Origin of the sequence: Mesorhizobium sp. M0898 (genome assembly GCF_040319695.1) — a bacterium.
In the GTDB taxonomy this organism is placed as follows: domain Bacteria; phylum Pseudomonadota; class Alphaproteobacteria; order Rhizobiales; family Rhizobiaceae; genus Mesorhizobium.
Map to the genome: position 1 here is coordinate 1 of NZ_JAMYOE010000051.1, position 25236 is coordinate 25236.

Below are 25236 nucleotides of genomic sequence, written 5' to 3' on the forward strand. Positions count from 1 at the left end.
GCGCCTATGTCTATGGTAAGAGCGAGAAGCGCACTGAGATCGTCGATGGCCGCGTTCGCAAGAGCTATGGCCATTACAAGCCGGCTAGCGAGTGGGCGGTGGTGCTCAAGGACCATCACGAAGGCTATATCGGATGGAGCGAGTACGAACGGAACCAGGAACTGCTCGCGGCCAACGCTTATGGCAAAGCCGGCGGCGTCAAGTCGGGCCGCGGCGGTCGCGCACTGCTCCCCGGTCTCATCTCCTGTGGTCGATGCGGGCGAAGACTGGTTGTCATGTATGCCGGACGCGGCCAAGGTTATCCGGTATATCGCTGCGAGCGCGGCAACCTCATGATGGCCCAGGCGCGATGCATGTCGTTCAACGGCTTTCGCACCGACGCGGCGGTGACCCGCGAAACGCTGGAGGCGGTTGCGCCGATGGCGATCGAAGCGGCGTTGGAGGCTGAACGGATGCAGCTGGAGAGCGAAGCCAAGCGGCGGCAGATGATCGAGATGGACCTGCAGCAGGCGCGCTATGAGGCATCGCTCGCCGAGCGCCGCTATGCCGCTTGCGACCCGGAGAACCGGCTTATTGCGGCCCAGCTCGAGAGGAGTTGGGAAGCCACGCTCAGGCGCGTGGAGACCTGCGAGGCCCGGCTGAGCGAAGTCCAGCGTGTGGAGCCTGTCGACGCGGTTCCGGACTTCACGGGCCTCGCCCAGAATCTCGAGGCCACCTGGAACGCGCCGAGTGTCGACATGCGCTGTCGTCAGCAACTGCTGCGCGCGCTCATCAAGGACATCGTGGCCGATGTCGATGACGATGCGCGCGACGTGATCTTGACCATCCACTGGCACGGAGGCCAGCACTCGCAGGTACGGGTTCGCAAGCCCAAATCCGGAGAGCATGGCCAGCGTACGCCTGAGGAGGCTCTGGCGATCATGCGATCCATGGCAACCCGGTGGTCGGATGCCGAAATCGCTGCCACACTCAACCGCATGGGCATGCAGACCGGTCAGGGAAAGACCTGGACCGCGCGTCGCGTCCAATCGCTGCGCACGGTGCATAAGATCAGCGGCTATCGCTCTTCCGACAAGAATGGCGAGTGGCTCACCATGTCGGATGCGGCCGCGAAGCTCGGCGTGTCGCACGTCAAAATCCGCCGGTTCATCAGGGATGGCCTCTTGCCGGCCGAGCAGGTCATGCGCGGCGCGCCCTACCAGATCCGCGCCAGCGACCTCGAAGACGAACGGATCAAGGCCGATTTGGCGCGCAATACTCCGCGTCGCACCCACGACGACAACCAGGAATCGCTGTTTTCCGCCATTTGAAAAGGAGGTGCATAATGAATCAGTCTTCACAATTACGCGAAAGAACAGCCTCTTCGCTGGCAGCGACGGCGGCGGACGGACATGGGCCACCATCGCCACGCTGCTGACCACCGCCAAGATGAACCAGGTCGATCCGCACGCCTGGCTCACCCGGACCCTCGAGCGCATCGCCAATGGCTGGCCAAACAGCGATATCGAGGCGCTCATGCCTTGGAACTACCAGCGCTAAACGGCATCAGCTACCCGCTTACAAATGACTGGCAGGTCGGCCAGACCGGCAAAGTTGTCGCGCCAGACCTATATATTGCGGTCGGGATTTCCGGCGCGATCCAGCATCTTGCCGGGATGAAAGACTCGAAGGTGATCGTTGCTATCAACCAGGATCCCGACGCGCCGATCTTCGAAGTGGCGGACTACGGTCTGGTAGGTGATCTATTCGAGATTCTGCCTCAACTCCAAGAGCAATTGGGGGAATCCTAGACCTCGGCTCGTCTGTGGCTGCCAAAGCTATAGATTTTGCTCGCTCTCGATGGTATTGGAAATCAATTCCGTTTTGGAATTATCATCGAAAGTGGGATGCTGATGACGGTTGCGGCGGTATCGAGATGCCTGTCCCTGTTGGAGATTTTGGCAGGGGAAACAGAGTTGGTGGAGCTGTCGGAATTGGCCGGTCGACTTGATATGCCCGCAAGTGCTGTGCATCGCCTGCTCGCTACCTTGGCAGCTCATGGCTGGGTGGTGCAAGACGCCGCGAGCCAGAAATATGCGTTGTCCTTGCGAATGAGCACGTTGGCGTTCCGCAATCTCGATGCACGAAACGTTCCGGACGTTGTTCAATCCGTGCTTCAACGATTAGCGTCAGAAACGCGGGAGTATTGTCGACTAGCCATACTCGAAGGTGAGGATCTTGTGTGGGTTGCGCGAGCACAAGGTGCGGTAAACGGCCTGAAGTATGATCCCGACATGGGGCAGGAGATAATTCTTCACGCCACCGCCAATGGGAAGGCGTGGCTTGCGACCTTACCAGAAGAAGAAGCGCTCTCGATCGCTTACTCGCGAGGGTTTGGCGGCAGCCGGAAGCTAGGGCCGAACAGCGCGCGCAACGTCGACGAATTGCGAGTTCGGCTTGCGGAGACGCGGGCCCAAGGATTTGCAACCTCGTTGGAAGAGGCCGAAGCCGGTACCGCGGCAATCGCTGCTCCATTTCGTGCAAGCGCCGAAAGCAATGCCCGGGTTGCGGGCACCATTTCGGTCGCCGGACCACTAGTGCGGATAACACCAGATCGGTGGGAAGAACTGGCGAACGCACTCCACCGGGCGGCCGCTGACATCAGCGAGCTTTGGCCACTTCGCAGCCGTCAACGCGATGGCAGTCGGCCGAGACTGCGTACGACGTCATGATCTCCGGCCCATGGCAAATCGCCATGTCGTGCTAACCGGAAAATAACGAGATAACGGAGGAGAGCTTCGGCATGACGGTAAATAGCAGCCATTCGAGATCGGTTGCGCTCAATCACGCTACGGTACGTGAACGTGCCGATATGATCAACTTTCTGCAACTGTGCGCAGAACGCGGCATCAACGTCGTCTCCATTTGGGGGAACGAAATCGACAAGGTTGGCGAGGCAGCGGCGCTAGCCGCGCTAGAGGATCATGGCATCAGCGTATCAGGTTACAACCGCATCGGCCCTTTCACGCCCGAATATCTGGATCAGGCGCAACTGGAGCTCGAACGGGCAGCAAGGTTCGGAGCCGATCATGTCTTCCTGTTCACCGGAGGCCTGACAGCAGGAGATAGCGATCTTGGTTCGGCTCGGAAGCGTGCCGAAGAGAAGATCGCTCGGTTGCTGGAACTGGCCCGACGCGTCGGAATCAAGCTTGCGATCGAGCCTCTCCATCCAATGCTTGTCGGCGATCGCACTGTCCTTGCAAGTCTTTCCCACGCAAATGATCTTTGCGAGGCACTCGGTCAGGGCATCGGCGTCGTCGTCGATGTCTATCACGTCTGGTGGGATGAGCAACTGGAGGCAGAGATTCTGCGGGCCGGAAGGGCCGGACGACTGCTCGGGTTTCATGTCAACGACTGGATGGTTCCCACCAGACATCTTCTCACCGACAGAGGCATGATGGGTGACGGGATCATAGATCTCGCATTCATCGATCGCATGATGCACCGTGCCGGTTTCGAAGGCCCGGTGGAGGTGGAAATATTTTCGACGGATTGGTGGGCGCGCGATCCGGCTGAAGTTCTGGATATCGCACTGAGCCGTTGTCAGCAGATTTTCGTGAGCAATTGACATGAAGGAACAGATACGCAATCTCGACGGTCTGTCACGCGTCTATGCTGTCCTTGGCGATCCCATCGCGCAGGTACAGACGCCGCGTCTGATCAATCCGATTTTTGCGGCAGCCGGCGCAAATCTCTTCGCAGTGCCGTTTCATGTGACCGCAGAACATTTCGATGGTGCCTGGGATGCATTTTCTTCGATGTCCAACCTGGCTGGGATTGGCGTAACAGTTCCGCACAAAGTGGCCGCATGCGCGCGTTGTACGACACTAACTCCCACAGCAAAAGCGGTTGGCGCAGTCAACTCGGTTCAGCGCGGTGCTGACGGCCGCATGCATGGAGCACTCTTTGATGGACAGGGCTTTGTTGACGGCCTGGGCGCAGCGAAAAGCCGCTTGCGCGATGCCCGCGTCCTCCTGGTCGGGGCAGGGGGCGCCGGCCGTGCGATCGCTTTTGCCCTTGCAGAGGAAGGTGTCGGCCAGCTCGACATCATTGATCCCGTTCATTCTTCGCTTGCTTTTACACGTGAAATGTTCAACGCCGTACGAGGACGAGAATGCGCAAGGGCAGCTGACACCTCGAGGGGGTGGGCCTACGATGTAGTCATCAACGCCTCGCCGATCGGCATCAAGGGAACTGAGCGATTTCCAATGCCAGAGGCGTCCATTCAACCTGGGATGCTTGTTGCGGACATCGCCAGCCTGACTGGGGAAACCCCGTTGTTACGCACCGCCCGCGCCGCCGGAGCAGCGGTATCAGATGGCAATGACATGCTGGCCGCCCAAATCAGGCTGATAGCGGGCTTCGCTACCGGTCTCCGGGCGGGTACGCCTATTGTCTAATGGGGGTAACCGGGCGTCGAGTTCAACGAGCGGCATTGCCCCAGATGTGGCACGGAACACGTCCGACGTGACCTCTGATGATGGGACTTGACCGACTGCAAGGCTCAGAAGGGGACATAACCAATGGCAACAAAGTCCAGAAGTTGGATTAGGGATCTAGAGCACGTCCTGTTTAATCCGGTTCATATCCTGCGGCTTTGAAGTAGTTGGCACATTCGGCTGGGGTGAAGAGGTCGACGGCCGCGCCGACCGCGTCCCACAAGGCCTTGATGGTTCTCTCGGCCTTTGCTCGCAGCAGCGCCTTAAGTTTGGCGAAGGCGTTCTCAATCGGATTGAAGTCTGGACTGTAAGGCGGCAAATAGAGCAGGCTCGCGCCTGCGGCCTCAATCGTGTCGCGCACGCCGGCGGCCTTATGGGCGGGCAGGTTGTCCATGACAACTACGTCGCCCTCCGACAATGTCGGGACCAGCACCTGCTCGACATAGGCCAGGAACACGTTGCCGTTCATGGCGCCGTCGTAGGCGAAGGGCGCAGTCATGCCCGTCAGCCGTAGCGCTTCGGTGAAGGTCGTGGTCTTCCAGTGGCCATGCGGCACGCCGGCCCGGCAGCGCTCGCCGCGCGGCGCTCTTCCACGCATGCGGGCCATCTTTGTGGAGAGGCCGGGGTGAGTAGGCCGGAGGGATTTCACCTGCCGGCCTCTCGCAGAACGGTGCGTGAACCTCTCGATTCACACCGCTCCCATCAGGCAAACGTGTTCGTTCCGAACGCCTTCCAGTGCACAAACAGTCCTGGATTTTCCCGCGCCAGCTTTCTCACGAAGAGGCTGGCACGCGTCTTATGGGACTGAAAGCGCTTGAACTTACGCATGATCCACGCCCTGAGCTTCCGGTTGACGTGATCAACCAGAGTGGACGGGCCGAACGGCTGTAGCGGCCATAATAGGCTATCCATCCGCGAAGGAGTGGATTGAGCTGTTGGGCGATTTCAGCCAGCGTCCCCGGCGTCTGCCGCGGGATGTTCAAGCTTTTGATCGTGGCCCGCATCGACTTCATTGCCGTTGGGCTGGCCGCAGGCGTGTAACCACAGAAGAACTCATCTCGCTTTGTGTTCGCCACGCGTCGCGGCCGGAACTGATACCCGAGGAAGTCGAACACGACATTCGGGTATTCCCCCCTGCGCCTTTGGTCTTTGCAATAGACGATCTTGGTCTTTGTCGGATGCATTTGAAGCGCGCATGCTGCCAGTCGAGCACCAAGCTCCGTCTTGAGGGCTTCTGCCTGCTGCTCGTTCCGGCAATGCACAAGACCATCGTCCGCATATCGACACCACGGAAGGTCAGGATGCGTCCGGGTCATCCACAGATCAAATGCATAGTGCATGAAGAGATTCGACAAGATCGGGCTGACAACGCCCCCTTGCGGGGTACCGCGTGTGCGCTCGACGACTTCTCCGTTCTTTTCCATCGGCGCTGCCAGCCATCTTTCGATGTACAACAGAGCCCACTTGCATGTGACGTGCTTCCTGACCGCCTTCAGCAAGAGATCGTGCGGAAGATTGTCAAACAGCCCTTTGACGTCGAATTCCAGAACCCAGTCATGCTTCCAGCACCGCTGACGCGTCACGCCAACGGCATCCAGAGCCGATTTTCCCGGCCTGTAGCCGTAGGAGTCTGGAAGAACGAGGGTATCCAAATCCGGCTCAATCATCTGCTTGACCACCATCTGCGCGATCCGATCGCTGACCGTGGGCACACCCAAAACCCTTTCGCCTCCAGTCTTCTTCGGAATGGAGACAGCGCGAACCGGCGGTGGGAAGTACGTCCCTGAGGACATCCGATTCCAGACCTTGTAGAGGTTTCCTGCAAGGTCCTTCTCGAACATCTCCAGGGTCTGCCCGTCCACCCCGGCTGCGCCCTGGTTGGCTTTGACCGCTTTGTAAGCTTCGTACACTTGTCGTTTCGCAATTCGAAACGGCTTGTCTGTCGTATCTTCCGAAGTCATCCTGTTTCCAGTTGTTCCAAACAATACGACCACCTGATCCGGCCCCTTTGCTCCGGCCCCATTACAGCGCCTTCAACGCTCATACGGGCCGGTCCGCCCCAGTCTCCTGCATCGGTCCTCTCGCCTTGCGGTTTGGCCCGCTTGAGCTTCTGCCTTTGCATCAGGAGCCTGGTTCCTGCAGTTCCGCGCGAATGCCTGTGTCCGACTCACGCCCCCTCAACGCCGGTCGCCGCCCGCCCTGTCATCAGGCACCCGGCGGGCTTGTCCCAGGATGACGAGACGGTCCTGGTTTCGGCGACACTTACGTTCATAACGACGCGTCTTCGAAGGGTTCACTTTCGTTCGTCTTTCGGACACCCACCTGCTCGGATCTCGTCCGAACTTTTCATCCAACGCTCACCACCACGGCTCTTTACCGCAGCAGCTTGGACTGGTTTGAGACCTGCTCCTGAAAGCCGATCCCGGAGGGCCGTCCCCCATCATTCACGCAGCTTTACGCTTCGGTCTTAGTTCATGTTGAACTCCTTCCGCTACTCTGCAGCACACTCTCATCGGTGAACACGAGCTTCGCCGGATCGAGGTCGAGCTGGCCGTCGAACCAGTCCCGGCGCCGCTTCAGGATGTCGAGGCGACCCTGCTCCAGTGCGTGCGCGGACTTTTTTTGAATGTCCAGCCGTGGCCGCGAAGCCAGGCGCTCAAGGCGCTGCGGCTGATCCGCACCGACTGCTCGGCGACGAGCCGCTCCACCATCTCGTTCAGCGTGATGTCCTTGCGCTCCTCGATCAGCCCGACGATGAAGGCTTCATGCGCATCGAGGCTGGAGGCGCGGCGGCGGCCCTGCGGGCGTGGCGCCAGTTCGCCGATCTTCGCCCGCGCAATCCAGCGGATCGCGCTGGACACTCCCACGCCGAACTGCGCCGCCGCTTGCCGCGCCGACATGCCCTCGTCCGAAGCCTTCAAGACCCGCGACCGAAGATCCAGGCTAAATGCTCTTCCCATCGTCAACCTCCATCGAAGTGGATGTTGAATCAGCACAAAACGCAGCCGTCACATCACAATCGATTCATCGATCACAGGACGTGCTCTAGTCGAAGAGACCCCGCTCATTGATACGCACGAGCATCTCGTAGAGGAGTCGCGGCGATTCTCCGGGGTGACAGATTCAATGTTTCGGTGCGACGACTGGCCTCTATTGTTCAGGGACTACGTCTTAGAGGATCTTCATTGCGCCGGAATGAGCGTAAAGGAGGAACAGCGGTTCTATGATCCGGATTTGTCGGCCATTGATAAACTCAATGTAGTATCACCCTATTGGAACCGCATCCGTCATACCGGCTACGCTCAAGCGTTGAACATTACCTTCCGAAAGCTGTACGGCATCGAGTCTTTTCGTCAGACGCCGTAGAAGAATTGGCGGATAAATACCATCTGATCAAGAAGCCTGGCTTCTACAATCGCGTCCTCAAAGACATCTGCCGCATATCGGAATGCCATGTGCATTCCGTCGAACGCATCTTTATGGAAACTGCCCAACCCGCACTCCTGAAGCAAGACCTCAGCATCATGGAACTCGCCAGATGAGGCCCCACAGATATTCGTAGAGTAGAAGGGGAGCTGGGCCCTAAAGATCAATTCCTTTGATGATTGGCTTGAGGCGATCGATACGTACTTTGAACGCTTCGGAGAGCAGGCAGTCGCTGTAAAATATCAGGGAGCTTACTACAGGGGCCTTCGTTTTGCCCACGTGGAGCGGCACGTTGCTGAGAAAGCAATTCACAACGCTAATCGCCGCAAAACCGTATATTGGCCCAGATGGCGCACAGGCTTTAGAAGACTACCTGTTCCACTATTGCCTGAGAAAAGCTCAAGATTATGGGTTGCCCGTCAAGATTCACACTGGCTACTATGCGGCTAAAAACAATATGCCGCTCTCCAGAATAAGGGACAACGCGGTAGACGTTTGCCGGCTGCTAGAAGATTATCCGGGAGTGAGGTTTGTACTCATGCACGTGGGATATCCATATCAGGATGAGTACATTGCCCTCTGCAAGCAATATCACAATGCTTACGCCGATCTCTGCTGGGCGTAGATTATCAACCCTGTTGCGTGTGTACGGTTCCTAACCGAATTCTTGATGGCGGTTCCAGCCAATAAAATTCTGACCTTTGGTGGGGACTACATAGCAGTTGAGAATGTGGTGGGGCACGTAGCCATAGCGCGGGCCGGTCTCACTGAAGCGATCTCGGGATTAGTGGGCCGCGGTTGGCTTGGAGCCGAATACGTCCCCGAGCTTGTGGATCGTCTCATGCGTCAGAATGCTCATGAGCTATTTGGATAGCGTTTTCCGTGCAATCCCGCTGTCAGCCCCAAATCTCGCAGATATGTTCGGCGATAAGCCCGACCTGGCCCGTGATCATGTGCATGCCGGAGTGGATTTCAACGCCACGTGCTTGCGCCTGCGACAACAACGGCGTGATCTCAGGCTGAGCGATAACCTCACCAACGGTCATGCCGGGGTGTAGCAGTTCGGAGTTGAGGGGTAGAGCATCGGTCTCCTTCAACCCAAGCGAGGTGGCGTTGACTATCAGTTGTCCGGCTTCGGGCCGCGCGTCGCCTGCTTTTGCAACTGCATGCCCGAAGTCGGCATTCACCACATTTGCCAATTCTTCTGCCTTCTTAAGCGTTCGATTGGATACGGTGATCCGTCCGGCGCCGGCCTCGATCAAAGCAAATGCGATAGCGACAGCTGCGCCACCCGCGCCTATCATCAGCACATCGCGATTCTTGATCATAATTCGCTCGGCCTGGAGGCCGCGAACAAATCCGCGGCCGTCGAACTGGTAGCCGCGAAAGCTGCCATCCAGTTCCCGGCGAACGAGGTTGACGGCGCCGACTCGAGCCGCCACGGGATCGAGGCTGTCGCAGAGGTCGATGGCAGTCTGCTTATGGGGCAGGGTGATGCCGAACCCAACGAGGTTCGGCATCACCTTTAGCCCTGTCCATACCTTGCGAAGATCCGCTGCCGGCACGTGCAAGGGCACGCATGCGATATCGGCGCCGCGGGCTGCAAAGATGGGATTGATAGCTGAAGGCGACTTCGCCTGAGCGATTGGATCACCGATCAGCCCCAGCAGCCTAGTCGTTCCTTTGATCTCGAACCCTACCACGACAGGTCCTCGCGCTTCAGCCAAACCAGGCTGCCGTCTTCAACGCCGACCACGAGATCGAGCGCCCCTCGGCCGGCCCAGTCGACAGCTTCCGGAGATGCCACATGCATGGCCATGGCAATTACTTCATTGCGGAAGCGGAAGGGGACCGGCAATGCAAACCGTGGTTCTTTGGCTGTGCCGACATTGCGGGATAGGAAGAGCCCCGCCTGCTTCGTCGTATTGCGCGGCGCGCCTGTCGTGGGGTCCGGGGGAACGCATGCGCGGGCGTGCGTGCCGAAAATCAGGTCGGTGCGCCCTGTACCTTCCCAGTCGCAGAAGCAAAGCTTTACCCGGCCGCGACCGCCGCCCACGTCGACGGTAAAGCGCATCGGATCACCGTTTTCCCAGAGAAGATGGCGCTTATCGACAAGTTCGATGTCCGAGGCTTGTTTGAAGTCGCTCAGAACACCCTCCTTATCGAGAGCGATGTAATGGCGCTGCCCATCTTCCAGCCAGTCCACGACGGCCGGGCGCACGCGCCACACGGTCTTGAGCGGCTTGCCGTTGTAGGTAAGAAATTCTTCCGCTGCGAAGCTTGGCGGAAGGCCCTTGTCACCAAGATTCCGGAAAAGCCGATGATGGCCTGTCACGTCACTGACGAGAAGGTCCATGTGTCCGCTGCCGGTCCAGTCGGCAATCGTTGGGCAGGAGTAACCGAACATCTTTTCCGACGGCCCCTGGATAGAGCCAGTTGGGCCTGCTGCAATCCGGATCGGTTGTCCTCCGGCCGTCAGCATAATCTCCTTTTCCAGGTAAATCGCTCCGTTCACCTCGCGGCTCTGGTAAAACAAAAGTTCGCCGGTGCTATTGCCCACGACGAGATCGAAATGACCATCCCCACTGAAATCATATGCCGCGGGGCATGGCAGCACGCCCGCGTGGATCAGCGGCTTCGTGGTTTCAACGCGTCCGCGCTTTTCGAAACGCGGAAGGCCGTCCTCACCTTCACCGCAGTTCTTCAGATAGGTCACGTAGCCGTCTTCGGCGCCAACGAGAATGTCTTCGCGACCATCGTCATCCCAGTCGACGACGCAAGGGAGATGGATGCACTGGTCCAACTCCAGGACGTTATTGTCCGGCGTGCGAAGCAGGGTCGTCGGCTCGAACTGTCCGTCCTCGCGTTGGCGAGCGATGTGCAGGATATTCCAGAATTCGCCGGCGATCAGGCTATGGCGCTCTTTGCCAAAGCGGCCAAACGCCGGCGCGAACTGACCGTAAACTTCGAGCGGCGTTTCACCGGCGATCAAAGGCCGACCGCGTTCCAGGACCGGCTCGGCCAGGGTACCCTTATTTTTGAAGGCATAGAGGAAACCGCGCAGCGGTCCGCCGAGCCAACGATTCGCGTCGTCATGAGCGCGGTAGCCTTCATCGTTCCATTCCAGGCCGTTCGGCCAATAGTCGTCCCAATAGTCGCTGCCGACGATCAATTCAGGAACGCCGTCTCCATCGATGTCGTGGAAGCGGGCCATATGGAAGTACTCATTGCCCTTGACCCAGTCCGCGTCGAGATCGAGTCGTACCGGATCACCAAACTCGGGGGTGCCCTTCTTCCCCACATTGGGAAAAACGTAGATCTGCTTGCGCATGCGCGATGCTGAGACCAGGTGAAAGACATCACCGTCGCGAACGGCCGTTACATAGCCTCTGACGCCTTCGACAAGTTCTTCCTCACCCAGGATCGGGGTGCCGTCTTCGTTCGTTCCGATTTGGCGGCGCAGGAACACGCGTCCGTCATAGCAGGGGTCCCAGGCAGACAGAAGAAGGTCTCGGGTTCCCCTGCCGCTCCAATCGACAATCTCGACACACGTAATGATGCGACCGGCAACAGCCGCCGATTTTACGTCCGGATGATATTTCAGTGTTTCCGATCTGTAGTCCGGGCCATGCCAAACTGTCGCATCATCCTCCCATCTTTTTACACTCACCTTGCATTACTCCCTGTTTCCGAATAAATTGGAATTCATTTCTAAAACGAAATCGTCTTGCAAATCTAGTGGAAAGTATGAAGATGCCCAAAAGTGCCCATGGTATCGTCCCCGTGATGCTCACCCCGTTTACGCCGGCCAATCAGATTGATTGGGAAGGCTTGGAGCGCCTTGTAGAATGGTACGTGCAAATGGGTGCGGACGCGCTCTTTGCGGTGTGCCAGTCGAGCGAAATGCAGAAGCTGTCTCTGGAAGAACGCGTAACCTTGTCGAAAAAAGTGGTTTCGCTTGCCCGCGGAAGAGTCCCGGTTATCGCTTCCGGCCATATCAGTGAAAGCGCGGACGATCAGAGAGCCGAATTGAAGGCCATGGCCGCCACTGGTATCGATGCCCTCGTGCTCGTTACAAATCGGCTGGATACCGCCAATGCCGGGTCAGAGGCTTTTCGTTCCAGCATCAATGATGTCTTGAGCTGGTTGCCAGGCGATTTGCAGCTCGGACTTTATGAATGTCCGGCGCCCTACCGGCGGCTCCTCAGCGACGACGAGTTCAAACTCTGCCGGGACACCGAACGCTTCATCACCTTGAAGGATGTTTCTTGCGATCTTGAGACTGTAAAGCGTCGGGTGGCTCTTGCCGAAGGCTCGGATTTCGCGGTTGTCAACGCCAATGCAGCCATTGCCACAGCTGCGATGCGTGCCGGCTCGAAAGGCTTCTCCGGCGTCTTCACCAATTTTCATGCCGATCTCTATGCCTGGCTCTATCGCCATGCAGCCGAAGAAAGCGACCTGCGTCGCGATTTGGAAATCTTTCTGGCATTGTCTGCGATGGCGGAGCCGATGGGCTATCCCGGTCTTGCCAAAACCTATCACACACGACTTGGGACTTTCTCCAGCGCGCATTCGCGCGTGACGGATTACGATATTACCGAGCGCCACTGGGCCGTGATGACACTGCTCGACCATATCCATGAAGGAACCGAACGCTTCAGGCAGGCGATCGCTACGCGCGGCTAAGAACAAGTGCTGTTTGGTGACGCTCCACTTAGTTGGGGTAAACGCGTCGCCAACTTTTGTTACGCCCTCCCTCAATCACCACAAGGCGAGACCCGTGATTGTCACCTTCGGTTCTATCAATGTCGATCTCATCTTCTCGGTGAACGAGATGCCGCAAGCCGGCCAGACGCTTTTGGCCAAAGGCTTTCGGACGGAGGCCGGTGGCAAGGGCGGAAATCAGGCCGTAGCGGCCTCCCGTGATGGCGCCAGCGTGGTGATAGTGGGCGCCGTAGGTGAGGATGCCATGGCCGCTGTTGCCCTGCAAAACCTGGAGGGTGCGGTAGATTTTGGCCGAGTTGCCCGCGTGCCGGAGCCGACCGGTTGTGCCTCGATCTTGATCGATGCCAAGGGTCGCAACATGATCGCGGTCGCGCCTGGCGCTAATCTTGTCGCTTCCTCGGATGCAATCGAAGAGGCCCTTCTTCGTGATGCGTCAATTGTCCTAATGCAGATGGAAAATGACGTCTCTGAGATTGAGAAACTCGTTCGGCGTACGAAGGAAACGAACGCCAAATCAATCTTGAACCTCGCTCCAGCATTTCCGCTTGATCCTGAAACTCTATCCCTTTGCGATCTCATCGTGGTCAACGAAGACGAGGCCGAAGCGCTGGCAGTCCAGCTTGGATGTGAGCCTTCCGCTCAATCATTATCGAAGCGGTTGAATACCGGGGTGCTCAGGACCCTCGGGGGCGACGGCGCGGAAGCGGTCACGAACGGTCAGGAGATCAAGGTTTCTGCGATGGCAGTCGACGTGAAGGATACTACTGCGGCCGGAGATTGCTTTGTCGGCGTCCTTGCATCGGCTCTGGATCACGGCCTTTCCCTCGAGGCTTCCATGCGACGGGCTTCAAAGGCAGCGGCAATTGCATGTTCACGCTTCGGAAGTCAGTCAAGCATTCCGTTCGCCACCGAAACCGACAATTGGATCACCGGATGATTTCGCTCCAGCGCGCCGTTTCTGGAACCCATAGCGTCCTTTCCGCATGGTGTACCGAGATCCGCCCATGACCTATATCACTTACGTCTTCGCTGTTCTGGCGCTGCTAGCAACACCGGGACCAACAAATACCCTTATGGGCTTGGCCGGCGCACAGAAGGGCTTGCGACGCACCCTTCAACTGCTGCCAGCCGAGATCGGAGGCTATCTTACGACGATAATGCCCTTGACATTGCTTGGGACGGAGATCGTCGCGCGTTGGCCGGCCATCGCAGTGCTTGTGAAGGGTGCTTCAGCAAGTTGGATCCTGTACCTTGCCATCAATCTGTGGGGGACAGAAGATGGAATTGCACGTGACGACGAGGTCACGATCCGGCGTGTTTACCTGGCCACCATGCTTAACCCGAAGGCCCTGATCGTTGCGATCGTTCTCCTGCCTTCACCAACTGATCAACATTTTCTGCCAAAGCTCGGTATTTTCGGCCTCCTCGCGGTCACGGTAGCGCTTAGCTGGGGCGGATTTGGAACCCTTTTGGGAAACCGTCATAAGAGCGAGCCGCGTCTGCTCCTGATCCAGCGGGTATCGTCGGTATGGCTAGCCATCATCTCTGCGACACTCATCGCCGGCATCGTTCGTGGCTAGAGGCCGGACATGGAAAGCACAATAGCTCCCGAGCGCGAAAGCATGGAATTTGACGTGGTGATCGTGGGCGCCGGTCCTGCCGGCCTTGCGGCGGCGATCCGGCTGAAGCAGATCAATCCGGAACTCTCCGTCGTCGTGCTGGAGAAGGGCGCGGAAGTCGGGGCGCATATCCTCTCGGGCGCCGTGGTCGACCCGATCGGCATCGACCGGCTTTTGCCCGGCTGGCACGACGAGGCCGATCATCCGTTCAAGACCAAAGTCACCGCCGATCACTTCCTGCTGCTCGGTCCGGCCGGTTCCATCCGCCTGCCGAATGTGCTGATGCCGCCCCTGATGAACAACCACGGCAACTACATCGTCTCGCTTGGCCTCGTCTGTCGCTGGCTGGCGACCAAGGCCGAAGAACTCGGCGTCGAGATCTATCCGGGTTTTGCCGCAACCGAAGTGCTCTACAATGATGAAGGTGCCGTCATCGGGGTAGCCACCGGCGACATGGGCATTGAGAAGAACGGCGAGCCCGGGCCGAACTATACCCGCGGCATGGAACTGCTCGGCAAATATGTGCTGATCGGCGAGGGTGTGCGTGGCTCGCTCGCCAAGCAGCTGATTGCCAAGTTCGATCTGCAGAAAGACCGTGAACCGCAAAAATTCGGCATCGGCATAAAGGAGCTCTGGCAGGTCAAGCCGGAGAACCACAGTCCGGGCCTGGTGCAGCACTCCTTCGGCTGGCCGCTCGGCATGAAGACCGGCGGCGGCTCCTTCCTCTATCACCTGGAAGACAATCTGGTGGCAGTCGGCTTCGTCGTCCACCTCAATTACAAGAACCCCTATCTCTATCCCTTCGAGGAATTCCAGCGCTTCAAGATCCATCCGGGGATCCGCACCACCTTCGAGGGCGGCAAGCGGCTGTCCTATGGGGCGCGTGCCATCACCGAGGGCGGCTACCAGTCGGTGCCGAAGCTTTCCTTCCCCGGCGGGGCGCTGATCGGCTGTTCGGCCGGTCTCGTGAACGTGCCGCGCATCAAGGGCAGCCACAATGCGGTGCTGTCGGGCATGCTGGCGGCCGAGAAGATTGCCGCGGCGATCGAAGCCGGCCGCAGCCATGACGAGGTCACCGAGATCGAGAATGAATGGCGCAAGGGCGACATCGGCCGTGATCTCAAGCGGGTGCGCAACGTCAAGCCGCTGTGGTCGAAGTTCGGCACGGCGCTTGGCGTGGCGCTCGGCTGCTTCGACATGTGGGCCAACACGCTGTTCGGCTTTTCCTTCTTCGGCACGCTGAAACATGGCAAGACCGATGCCCAGAGCCTGGAGCCTGCTTCACAGAACAAGCCGATCGCCTATCCGAAGCCCGATGGCGTCTTGACCTTCGACCGGCTGTCCTCGGTGTTCCTGTCGAACACCAATCACGAGGAAGACCAGCCGGTGCATCTGCAGGTCAAGGACATGGCGCTGCAGAGGAGTTCGGAACACGACATCTATGCCGGTCCGTCGACGCGCTACTGTCCGGCAGGCGTCTATGAATGGGTGGAAAAGGATGGCAAGGACGTCTTTGTCATCAACGCCCAGAACTGCGTGCACTGCAAGACCTGCGACATCAAGGACCCCAACCAGAACATCAACTGGGTGCCGCCGCAGGGCGGCGAGGGGCCGGTCTATCCAAATATGTAACAACTTCCTCGCGAGCGTAAACGTGTCTATTACGAAGATACTAGTCGCCAACCGTTCTGAAATTGCCATCCGCGTGTTTCGCGCGGCCAACGAGCTTGGAATAAAAACGGTCGCGATATGGTCAGAGGAAGACAAACTCGCGCTGCACCGCTTCAAGGCCGACGAGAGTTATCAGGTCGGCCGCGGGCCGCATCTTGCCCGTGATCTCGGGCCGATCGAGAGCTATCTGTCCATCGACGAGGTGATCCGCGTCGCCAAATTGTCGGGCGCCGATGCCATCCATCCGGGTTACGGCCTGCTGTCCGAGAGCCCTGAGTTCGTCGATGCCTGTAATGCCGCCGGTATCATCTTCATCGGCCCGAAGCCGGATACGATGCGCCAGCTCGGCAACAAGGTGGCGGCCCGTAATCTGGCGATCTCGGTCGGCGTTCCTGTCGTTCCGGCAACCGAGCCGCTTCCTGACGATATGAAGGTCGTTGCCAAGATGGCAGAGGAAATCGGCTATCCCGTCATGCTGAAGGCGTCCTGGGGCGGCGGCGGGCGCGGCATGCGCGCCATCCGTGATCCCAAGGATCTCGCCCGCGAAGTGACGGAAGCCAAGCGCGAGGCGATGGCTGCATTCGGCAAGGATGAAGTCTATCTCGAAAAGCTCGTGGAGCGCGCCCGCCACGTCGAAAGCCAGATTCTCGGCGATACCCATGGCAATGTCGTGCATCTCTTCGAGCGCGACTGCTCCATCCAGCGCCGTAACCAGAAGGTCGTCGAGCGCGCGCCGGCGCCCTATCTCTCCGAAGCGCAGCGCCAGGAGCTTGCCGCCTATTCGCTGAAGATCGCCAAGGCCACGAATTATATCGGTGCCGGCACCGTCGAATATCTGATGGACGCCGATACCGGCAAATTCTACTTCATCGAAGTCAATCCACGCATTCAGGTCGAGCATACCGTCACCGAAGTCGTCACCGGCATCGATATCGTCAAGGCGCAGATCCATATCCTCGACGGCTTTGCCATCGGCACGCCGGAATCGGGCGTTCTGAAGCAGGAAGACATCAAGCTCAACGGTCACGCGCTGCAGTGCCGCATCACCACAGAGGATCCGGAGCACAACTTCATTCCGGATTACGGCCGTATCACCGCCTACCGACAGGCGTCCGGGTTTGGTCTCAGACTGGACGGGGGAACGGCTTACGCGGGTGGCATCGTGACCCGGTTCTACGACCCTTTGCTTGAAAAGGTCACCGCATGGGCTCCAACCCCCGATGAAGCGATGAGCCGTATGGACCGGGCACTGCGCGAATTCCGCATCCGTGGCGTCGCCACCAATCTGACCTTCCTCGAAGCGATCATCACGCATCCGAAGTTCAAAGACTACAGCTACACGACACGCTTCATCGACACGACGCCGGAACTCTTCCGGCAGGTTAAAAGGAAAGACCGCGCGACAAAGCTGTTGACCTATCTCGCCGACGTCACCGTTAACGGCCATCCTGAAACGAAGGGTCGCAGTCGCCCGACTGGCAAGGCGGCGAAACCCGTCGTGCCCTATACCAATAGCGGCGGGATTCCCGATGGCACCAAGCAGCTGCTCGACACGCTCGGCCCGATGAAGTTCGGCGATTGGATTCGCAACGAGAAGCGCGTGCTTTTGACCGATACGACGATGCGCGATGGCCACCAGTCGCTGCTCGCCACCCGCATGCGCACCTATGACATCGCCCGCATTGCCGGCACCTATGCGCATGCGCTGCCAGGCCTTTTGTCGCTCGAATGCTGGGGCGGAGCGACCTTCGACGTCTCCATGCGCTTTCTGACCGAGGACCCGTGGGAGCGCCTGGCACTGATCCGCGAGGGTGCACCGAACCTTCTGCTGCAGATGCTCCTGCGCGGCGCTAACGGCGTCGGCTACACCAATTATCCCGACAATGTCGTCAAATATTTCGTCCGCCAGGCGGCCAGGGGCGGTATCGATCTCTTCCGCGTGTTCGATTGCCTGAACTGGGTCGAGAACATGCGCGTCTCGATGGATGCCATTGCCGATGAGAACAAGCTCTGCGAGGCGGCGATCTGCTATACCGGCGATATCCTGAACTCGGGCCGTCCGAAATACGATCTGAAATATTATGCCGACCTTGCGGTCGAGCTCGAGAAGGCCGGCGCGCATATCATCGCGCTCAAAGATATGGCGGGCCTGCTCAAGCCTGCGGCTGCGAAGGTACTGTTCAAGGCGCTGCGTGAGGCGACCAGCCTGCCGATCCACTTCCACACGCATGATACATCGGGTATTGCGGCGGCGACTGTCCTTGCCGCTGTCGATGCCGGCGTCGATGCCGTCGATGCGGCCATGGATGCGCTTTCCGGCAATACCTCGCAGCCCTGCCTCGGCTCGATCGTCGAGGCGCTGCGCGGTTCCGAGCGTGATCCGGGTCTCGATCCGGAATGGATCCGCCGCATCTCCTTCTACTGGGAAGCGGTGCGCCATCAGTACGCAGCCTTCGAAAGCGATCTGAAGGGTCCGGCATCCGAAGTCTATCTGCAATGCCGGGCGGCCAGTTCACCAACCTCAAGGAACAGGCTCGCTCGCTCGGTCTCGAGAGCCGCTGGCACAAGGTGGCGCAGGCCTATGCCGACGCCAACCAGATGTTCGGCGATATCGTCAAGGTGACGCCGTCTTCCAAGGTCGTCGGCGACATGGCACTGATAATGGTGAGCCAGGACCTGACCGTTGCCGACGTCGTCAGCCCGGACAAGGAAGTCTCCTTCCCGGAATCCGTCGTTTCGATGCTGAAGGGCGATCTCGGCCAACCGCCCAGCGGATGGCCCGAAGCGCTGCAGAAGAAGGCGCTGAAGGGCGACAAGCCCTATATCGTGCGTCCCGGCTCGCTGCTCAAGGAGGCCGATCTCGATGCGGAGCGTAAAGTCATCGAGACGAAACTCGAGCGCGAGATCAGCGACTTCGAATTCGCTTCCTATCTGATGTATCCGAAGGTCTTTACCGACTTCGCCTTTGCGTCAGATACCTATGGTCCGGTCTCGGTGCTGCCGACGCCCGGCTATTTCTACGGTCTGGCTGACGGCGAGGAGCTGTTTGCCGATATAGAGAAGGGCAAGACGCTCGTCATCGTCAACCAGGCGATGAGCGCGACGGACAGCCAGGGCATGGTGACCATCTTCTTCGAGCTCAACGGTCAGCCGCGCCGCATCAAGGTGCCGGACCGGGCCCATGGGGCTACAGGTGCCGCCGTCCGCCGCAAGGCCGAACCGGGCAATGCCGTTCATGTCGGCGCGCCGATGCCCGGTGTCATCAGCCGTGTCTTCGTCTCGCCCGGCCAGGCCATCAGTGCCGGCGACGTGCTTATATCCATCGAGGCCATGAAGATGGAAACGGCGATCCACGCAGAAAACGACGGTACGATCGCCGAAGTACTCGTCAGAGCCGGAGATCAGATCGACGCCAAGGATCTACTCATCGCGTACGGGCAAAAATAGCTGCAAACAGTTCGTTAGTCTCGCGCTGAGCATCGGCTTGCGTGGCGGAAGCGACATAACGAAAAACGGCATGTAATGGCGACGGCTTCGCGGGAGCCGCCAGCGATGCGGTATTGCCAAGCTTAGCAAGAAGCGTGTCGTACCGCACAGCGTTATAGTGGATCTTTTCCAATTGGCGAAGTGGACCTTTTCCCCATGCCGTAATACAGACCATGATGGGGCCGCTTATCAACTATCTCGGTCGCTCGCGCTCACTGCGTGGGAGATGTTCGACTGTGGAGGAAGTCATGGACGATCTAGAATACGGCACCCGTAACAAACGCGGGGATTGGGCTCCAAATGCTAAAGCCCAGGCCGCGCCACTATTTGTTTTGCCGCCACGGCCGATCGCATTCCTAAAATGGTTGCCGCATTATTTCTTGCCATGGAACCTGCTTTTCGCAGCTTCCGCGGTTGCATACTGGCATTTTGTGGTGCCCGATACTGTGATCATGAAGACACTCGCTGTGTCCTGGATTCTGCGCCTCTTCGTTGTCAATTGCGTAGCGGTGTTTCTGTTTTATGGCGCTTTTGAGCTACGTCTCTACATTTTGCGCCGCCAGCAGAACAGGTTCAAATACAACAGCAAATTTCCTGCCGAGCAACGAAGCGAGGCCTTCTTCTTTGGACGGCAAAATATAGATAACCTAATGCGCACCTTCGGCACTGGCTTGCCTATCTGGACCGCGATCGAAGTTGCGATCCTTTACGCTTATGCCTGGGGCTATGCACCTTGGATGACTTTTACAGAACACCCTTGGTATTTATTCGCAGTCGGCCTAGCCGTGCCTCTTATCCACTCCACGCATTTCTACCTGCTGCACCGACTGCTCCATTGGGGGCCCTTATACAAATGGATCCACTCCGTGCACCACAACTCGGTTAATCCGTCACCGTGGTCGTCTCTGTCGATGCACCCGGTAGAGCAACTGGGTTATTTCGGCGAAGCCCTGTGGCATCTCGTGATTCCCTCTAACCCCATTCTTGCGCTCTATCAATTACACTACACAGGATTCGGCGCAATCGTAGGGCACGTAGGCTTTAACAAAATCGAAGTCACGGAAAACGTCCTCGTCGATGGTGACGACTACGTCCACTACCTCCATCACAAATATTTTGAGGTGAACTACGGCGGCGGGCTGATCCCTTTCGATCAGTGGTTTGGAACATACCATGACGGCAGCAAGGAAGCTGGTGCGCGAATGCAGGCTCGCTATCAAAAGAAAAAAGAGCGCATGAACAAGAACTCATCCAAAACAATCTGAAATCGCGCCAGCTTACGGACGGCCGCGAGCCGGCCCTCTTTCCGACCAGTTTGACCCAAGGAACTAGAATGGCACAGTGGATGGAGGTTTGCTCCACAGAAGCAATCGAAAAAGAGGAGGTGATCCGCTTTGATTTCGGCGGGCGCACCTTCGCTATTTTTCGCAGTCCTGAAGATGAATATTTCTGCACGGACGGGTTATGCACGCATGAGAAGGTTCATCTCGCGGACGGTCTAGTGATGGACAACACGATCGAGTGTCCCAAACATGATGGCGTATTCGACTACAAAACCGGCGAGGCTTTGCGCATGCCGCCGTGCATCGATCTTAAGACCTATAAAGCGAAAATTGAGAACGGCCGTGTGTGGATCGAAATCTGAACGAGCAGGAATGGTCATTGTCGGAGCGGGCGAGTGTGGGACTCGAGCGGCCTACACCCTGCGCGAAGCTGGATACGACGGACCCGTGACCTTGATCGGTGACGAAGCAAGTTTGCCTTATGAGCGGCCACCATTGTCAAAACCTTCGAGCGTGGGCATCGAGCACAGGTTGATCTGTGATGCTGCCCAGCTGGAAAACGCTGGAATAAAGTACCTAGCGGGGACACGGGTGACGTCGCTCGATCCGGCAAGAAAGACGGTCTCCCTGGACAATCAAGACAATCTTTCTTATGAGCGCCTTCTATTGTCGACCGGCGTAGCGCCCCGCAGGCTTACCTGCCCCGGCGGGGAACTCGCTCATGTGCTGCGAACGCTAGAAGATGCGAAACGGCTCTATAAGATGGCCTTCGCCGGCTCTCGTATTGCTATCGTCGGAGCTGGTCTGATCGGGATGGAACTGGCGGCTTGTCTACAAAAACTCGGCACCCACGTAACGGTGATTGATGTGGCGACGCGTCCGCTTGAAAGGGCTGCGCCAGATTTACTCGCGCGACGTCTTCATGAAAGGCATGTAGAGGAAGGCGTCAGATTCCGGTTCAATGCAATAGTCGAAGAGATCGACAGATCTGGCGTCCTTCTGAATGACGGAACCATTGTCGCGGCTGATGTTGTGATAACGGCGATCGGCGTCACTCCCAATACATCACTTGCCAAAGGTTCCGGCATATCCACTCCAAACGGTATTCTGGTAGATACTTTTCTTCATACTACTGTCTCGGACATCTTCGCAGCCGGCGACTGCGCCTGCCTCGATCTTGGTCAGGGGAAAGCCGTGCGCCACGAAACGTGGCGCAACGCGCGAGTACAAGGAGAGCTAGCGGGGCGCAACATGGCTGGCGCGGCGCAAACCATCACTACTCGGCCGTGGTTCTGGTCCGATCAGTATGAACTTGGGCTGCAGGTCGTCGGGTTACCGTCAGCGGAGCACGTAACGGTCACGCGTCACCTGTCGGATGGTGCGGAGATTATTTTCTTCCTTGACGAGCACAGGCACTTGGCGGCGGCGGCTGGTCTCGGTCCTGGCGGCGCTGTCGCGAAAGACATTCGCCTAGCGGAAATGCTTATTGATGCACAGGTGGGCTTGGATCTCAAGCTTATCGGCGATCCAGCTGTAAGCCTTAAATCGTTTCTGAGACGGACTCAACCTGCGTGAGACTGGGACATATTGAGAAAGCCGTTGCCTACTAAATGGCTGCACAGGAAAGCCGTGAACCGAACCGACCTGATGATCTTTTCTGTCAGCATAAAAAGATGGGAGTTCGCAGCAGGGAGCCCGCTGTCAACTTGCCGCTCTCATGAGCGATGGCAGAAATCGTTCAACTCGAAAGGGATCGCGACATAACTCAAGGCCCGCACCCCAAAACAACCGACCGCAAGTAACAATCTGGGAGGAATACGACATGGACGTTCGCGCCGCCGTCGCGTTCAGGCAGGTAAACCGCTCGAAGTAATGACCGTGGAGCTGGAGGGGCCACGGGCCGGCGAATTGCTGGTGGAGATCAAGGCGACGGGCATCTGCCACACCGATGATTTCACTTTGTCGGGCGCCGATCCGGAAGGGCTCTTCCCGGCGATCCTCGGCCACGAAGGTGCCGGCATCGTCGTCGATGTCGGCCCCGGCGTCACTTCGGTGAAGAAGGGCGACCATGTCATTCCGCTCTACACCCCGGAATGCCGCGAGTGATATTCCTGCCTTTCCCGCAAGACCAATCTCTGCACCTCGATTCGATCAACCCAGGGCCAGGGGCTGATGCCGGATGGAACGAGCCGCTTCTCGATCGGCAAGGACAAGATCCACCACTATATGGGGTGCTCGTCTTCGGGCTCGGCGGTATCGGCCTCAACGTTCTGCAGGGCCTGCGTCTGGCCGGTGCCGACATGATCATCGGCGTCGATATCAACCCTGACCGCAAGGCACGGGGCGAAAAGTTCGGCATGACCCACTTCGTCAATCCGAAGGAGGTCGGCGACGACATCGTGCCCTATTTCGTCAACATGACGAAGCGCCACGGCGACCTGATCGGCGGCGCCGACTACACGTTCGACTGCACCGGCAACACTAAGGTGATGCCATTTTCATCGGCGTTGCCGGCGCCGGCCAGGAAATCTCCACCCGTCCGTTCCAGCTGGTTACCGGCCGCAACTGGATGGGCACCGCCTTTGGCGGCGCGCGGCCGCACCGACGTCCCGAAGATCGTCGACTGATACATGCAGGGCAAGATCCAGATCGATCCGATGATCACCCACACAATGCCGCTCGAAGACATCAATAAGGGCTTCGAGCTGATGCACAAGGGCGAAAGCATCCGCGGCGTGGTCATGTACTGAGCCATGAAGACGATCTCGACCGAAAATTCTCATGGCGGCACCCAGAGCGTTTACGTCAATCGCTCGGATGTCTGCGACTGCGACATGACCTTTGCTGTATTCCTGCCGCCGCAGGTCAGAGCACGGAAACTGCCGGTTCTATGGTACCTTTCCGGTCTGACCTGCACCCATGCGAGTCATGGAAAAGGGCGAGTATCGGCGTCTTGCCGCAGAACTCGGCATGATCGTCGTCTGTCCCGACACTAGTCCGCGGGGCGATGCCGTTCCGGACGAGCCGGATAACTGGCAGTTCGGCAAGGGGGCCGGCTTCTATGTCAACGCCACCGAGCCGCCGTTCGCGCAGAACTATCGGATGTACAGCTACGTCGTCGATGAATTGCCGAAGCTTATCGCGGCCGAGTTTCCGGTCGACATGACGCGACAGGGGATCTTCGGTCACTCCATCACGATTGCGCGCAACAACCCCGAACGTTTCGGCAGCTGCTCGGCCTTCGCGCCGATCAGCCATCCCTCGGTCTCTGGCTAGTCAATGCCGGCGTTCCAGAAATACCTCGGATCGGATGAGACGAACTGACGGGCATATGATGCCTGCTCGCTGATCTAAGACCGGCACCGGTTCCCGGAATTCCTCGTCGACCAGGGGACGGCGGATAACTTCCTGGAGGATGGATTGCGCCTCGAAGAGCTCAGGCAAGCCTGCGAGGCGGCGGGCATTCCGCTCAGGCTGCGCATGCAGCAGGGTTATGGCCATTCCTCTTCATTTCGACATTCATGGAAGACCATCTTCTCTGGCACGCGCAGAGGCTGAACAACTGACTTTAGAGAGCTCGGCCGGGCATAACGCAAACGGCCAGGGGGAAGGAGAACAGCAATGACAGCATAGCCATACATCCGGCGGTGGATTCAGGCTTTCGAGCAACTGACGCTGCTTTTGCCGGCGGAACGCTTGTCTGCCAGTGCACGAGCAATCCGGTGAAGGTCAGGGTCAAGGGCGACATCGCCCACAACCACGCCTGCGGTGGCACCAAGTGCTGGAAGCCAGAAGGCGCCGCCGTTTCGGTCGTGGCGGTCGCGCCGACAGAAAGCGTCGAGGTGCTGGAGAACAGCGACAAGCTCGCCGTCGTCGATTCCGCCTCCTTGATCCAGCGGCACGCCTGCAAGGAATGCGGCGTGCACATGTACGGTCCGGTCGAGCGCGAACATCCCTTCTGGGGGCTGTCCTTCGTTCATCCGGAGCTCTTCCAAGAAGGCGGCTGGGCAAAACCCACCTTTGCCGCGTTCGTGTCTTCGATCATCGAAAGCGGCTTTGATCCCGCCAAGATGGACGCCGTCAGAGCGCAGCTGAAGGCCTCGGGCCAAGAACCCTATGATTGCCTCTCGCCCGGCCTGATGGATTATATCGCCACCTGGACCGCCAAAAAGAGCGGCGTCCTTCCGGCATGAAAAAAGAGGGCAGTGCTGCAGCAGGACTGCCCTTGAATTAAGGGGTAGGTTTTCAGGAGGCATGCCGAGACACAGTTGCAACCGGCAAGACTACTGGCTCCGCGGGTTTCCCGTTAGCAGGAGCTGCCGCCTTTCAACGAAGGTGACCGCCAACTGAGGCCTCTTTGCGAGCCGTGCTCGTGGCGGAGTTGTGACGGATGTGGCGGACCGCTGAAGATGCTGCGTGATAATCGCCGCTGGCAGATTAGAATTGCAAATTTCGAAGTCCACCTCGACGACGTTACTGCCATATTCTAGGTTATTGCCGCGTCGTCAACCTCATCACGCAGCATTATGCTTGTGTAGTCACTCTGGT

The 25236-nt window shown here is 58.4% G+C and carries 16 protein-coding genes and 8 pseudogenes; 18 read left to right on the forward strand and 6 right to left on the reverse strand.

Annotated features, from left to right (window positions below; genetic code table 11):
• The 6 genes and pseudogenes from NKH90_RS30040 to NKH90_RS30065 form a co-directional block, all read left to right on the forward strand.
• A partial coding sequence (locus NKH90_RS30040) for a helix-turn-helix domain-containing protein (protein WP_352822744.1) occupies positions 1-1310 on the forward strand: 1310 nt, incomplete at its 5' end.
• 31 nt (positions 1311-1341) lie between these two features.
• Positions 1342-1539: pseudogene (locus NKH90_RS30045) on the forward strand (transposase domain-containing protein); the annotation flags it as partial.
• A 23-nt stretch (positions 1540-1562) separates the two neighbouring features.
• Positions 1563-1790, forward strand: a pseudogene (locus NKH90_RS30050) (electron transfer flavoprotein subunit alpha/FixB family protein); the annotation flags it as partial.
• Positions 1791-1826: 36 nt separating this feature from the next.
• Positions 1827-2711: an IclR family transcriptional regulator gene (locus tag NKH90_RS30055; protein WP_352822747.1), complete on the forward strand. Its 885-nt coding sequence runs from the start codon at positions 1827-1829 to the stop codon at positions 2709-2711.
• A gap of 71 nt (positions 2712-2782) precedes the next feature.
• A complete protein-coding gene (locus NKH90_RS30060) occupies positions 2783-3607 on the forward strand; it encodes a sugar phosphate isomerase/epimerase family protein (RefSeq protein WP_352707269.1) in 825 nt (274 codons plus the stop codon).
• A gap of 1 nt (position 3608) precedes the next feature.
• Positions 3609-4439, forward strand: coding sequence for a shikimate dehydrogenase family protein (locus tag NKH90_RS30065; RefSeq protein WP_352822751.1), 831 nt, complete (start codon positions 3609-3611; stop codon positions 4437-4439).
• 172 nt (positions 4440-4611) lie between these two features.
• Here NKH90_RS30065 and NKH90_RS30070 read toward each other — a convergent pair.
• The 4 genes and pseudogenes from NKH90_RS30070 to NKH90_RS30085 all read right to left on the reverse strand — a co-directional run.
• A pseudogene (locus NKH90_RS30070) lies at positions 4612-5094 on the reverse strand (IS630 family transposase); the annotation flags it as partial.
• 86 nt (positions 5095-5180) lie between these two features.
• A pseudogene (gene ltrA, locus NKH90_RS30075) lies at positions 5181-6439 on the reverse strand (group II intron reverse transcriptase/maturase).
• 532 nt (positions 6440-6971) lie between these two features.
• A pseudogene (locus tag NKH90_RS30080) lies at positions 6972-7438 on the reverse strand (helix-turn-helix domain-containing protein); the annotation flags it as partial.
• 393 nt (positions 7439-7831) lie between these two features.
• Entirely contained in the window at positions 7832-7972 is a 141-nt protein-coding gene (locus NKH90_RS30085) for a hypothetical protein (RefSeq protein ID WP_352707264.1), read from the reverse strand.
• Positions 7973-8196: 224 nt separating this feature from the next.
• Between NKH90_RS30085 and NKH90_RS30090 the strand changes: the two genes are divergently transcribed.
• Positions 8197-8529 carry an amidohydrolase family protein gene (locus NKH90_RS30090; RefSeq protein ID WP_352822755.1) on the forward strand — a complete coding sequence of 111 codons (333 nt, stop codon included), beginning with the start codon at positions 8197-8199 and terminating at the stop codon, positions 8527-8529.
• Positions 8530-8800: 271 nt separating this feature from the next.
• Here NKH90_RS30090 and NKH90_RS30095 read toward each other — a convergent pair whose 3' ends face one another.
• Both NKH90_RS30095 and NKH90_RS30100 read right to left on the reverse strand, forming a co-directional pair.
• Positions 8801-9607 carry a shikimate dehydrogenase family protein gene (locus NKH90_RS30095; protein WP_352707261.1) on the reverse strand — a complete coding sequence of 269 codons (807 nt, stop codon included), beginning with the start codon at positions 9605-9607 and terminating at the stop codon, positions 8801-8803.
• Entirely contained in the window at positions 9601-11574 is a 1974-nt protein-coding gene (locus NKH90_RS30100; RefSeq protein WP_352707259.1) for an FG-GAP repeat domain-containing protein, read from the reverse strand. The genes NKH90_RS30095 and NKH90_RS30100 overlap by 7 nt, the downstream gene beginning before the upstream one ends.
• An 83-nt stretch (positions 11575-11657) precedes the next feature.
• On the opposite strand from NKH90_RS30100, the gene NKH90_RS30105 reads away from it, so the two are divergent.
• The 11 genes and pseudogenes from NKH90_RS30105 (at position 11658) to gfa (ending at position 24881) form a co-directional block, all read left to right on the forward strand.
• A complete protein-coding gene (locus tag NKH90_RS30105) occupies positions 11658-12590 on the forward strand; it encodes a dihydrodipicolinate synthase family protein (protein ID WP_352707275.1) in 933 nt (310 codons plus the stop codon).
• A gap of 94 nt (positions 12591-12684) precedes the next feature.
• Complete coding sequence (locus tag NKH90_RS30110; RefSeq protein WP_352707257.1) at positions 12685-13566, forward strand: ribokinase; 882 nt, start codon at positions 12685-12687, stop codon at positions 13564-13566.
• A 67-nt stretch (positions 13567-13633) separates the two neighbouring features.
• Complete coding sequence (locus NKH90_RS30115; protein ID WP_352707255.1) at positions 13634-14209, forward strand: LysE family translocator; 576 nt, start codon at positions 13634-13636, stop codon at positions 14207-14209.
• A gap of 9 nt (positions 14210-14218) precedes the next feature.
• Positions 14219-15880: an electron transfer flavoprotein-ubiquinone oxidoreductase gene (locus tag NKH90_RS30120; RefSeq protein WP_352707252.1), complete on the forward strand. Its 1662-nt coding sequence runs from the start codon at positions 14219-14221 to the stop codon at positions 15878-15880.
• A 22-nt stretch (positions 15881-15902) separates the two neighbouring features.
• Positions 15903-19366: pseudogene (gene pyc, locus NKH90_RS30125) on the forward strand (pyruvate carboxylase).
• 287 nt (positions 19367-19653) lie between these two features.
• The gene (locus NKH90_RS30130; protein WP_352822761.1) at positions 19654-20670 is read left to right on the forward strand and encodes a sterol desaturase family protein; all 1017 of its coding nucleotides are present in this window, start codon (positions 19654-19656) and stop codon (positions 20668-20670) included.
• A 68-nt stretch (positions 20671-20738) separates the two neighbouring features.
• Positions 20739-21050 carry a MocE family 2Fe-2S type ferredoxin gene (locus NKH90_RS30135; RefSeq protein ID WP_352707245.1) on the forward strand — a complete coding sequence of 104 codons (312 nt, stop codon included), beginning with the start codon at positions 20739-20741 and terminating at the stop codon, positions 21048-21050.
• Positions 21051-21060: 10 nt separating this feature from the next.
• Positions 21061-22263, forward strand: a complete 1203-nt coding sequence (locus tag NKH90_RS30140; RefSeq protein WP_352822764.1) for an FAD-dependent oxidoreductase — start codon at positions 21061-21063, stop codon at positions 22261-22263.
• A 247-nt stretch (positions 22264-22510) separates the two neighbouring features.
• A pseudogene (locus NKH90_RS30145) lies at positions 22511-23438 on the forward strand (alcohol dehydrogenase catalytic domain-containing protein).
• 3 nt (positions 23439-23441) lie between these two features.
• Positions 23442-24254 (forward strand): annotated as a pseudogene (gene fghA / locus NKH90_RS34915) (S-formylglutathione hydrolase).
• Positions 24255-24275: 21 nt separating this feature from the next.
• A complete protein-coding gene (gfa, locus tag NKH90_RS30160; protein ID WP_352822776.1) occupies positions 24276-24881 on the forward strand; it encodes an S-(hydroxymethyl)glutathione synthase in 606 nt (201 codons plus the stop codon).
• Positions 24882-25236: the final 355 nt, after the last annotated feature.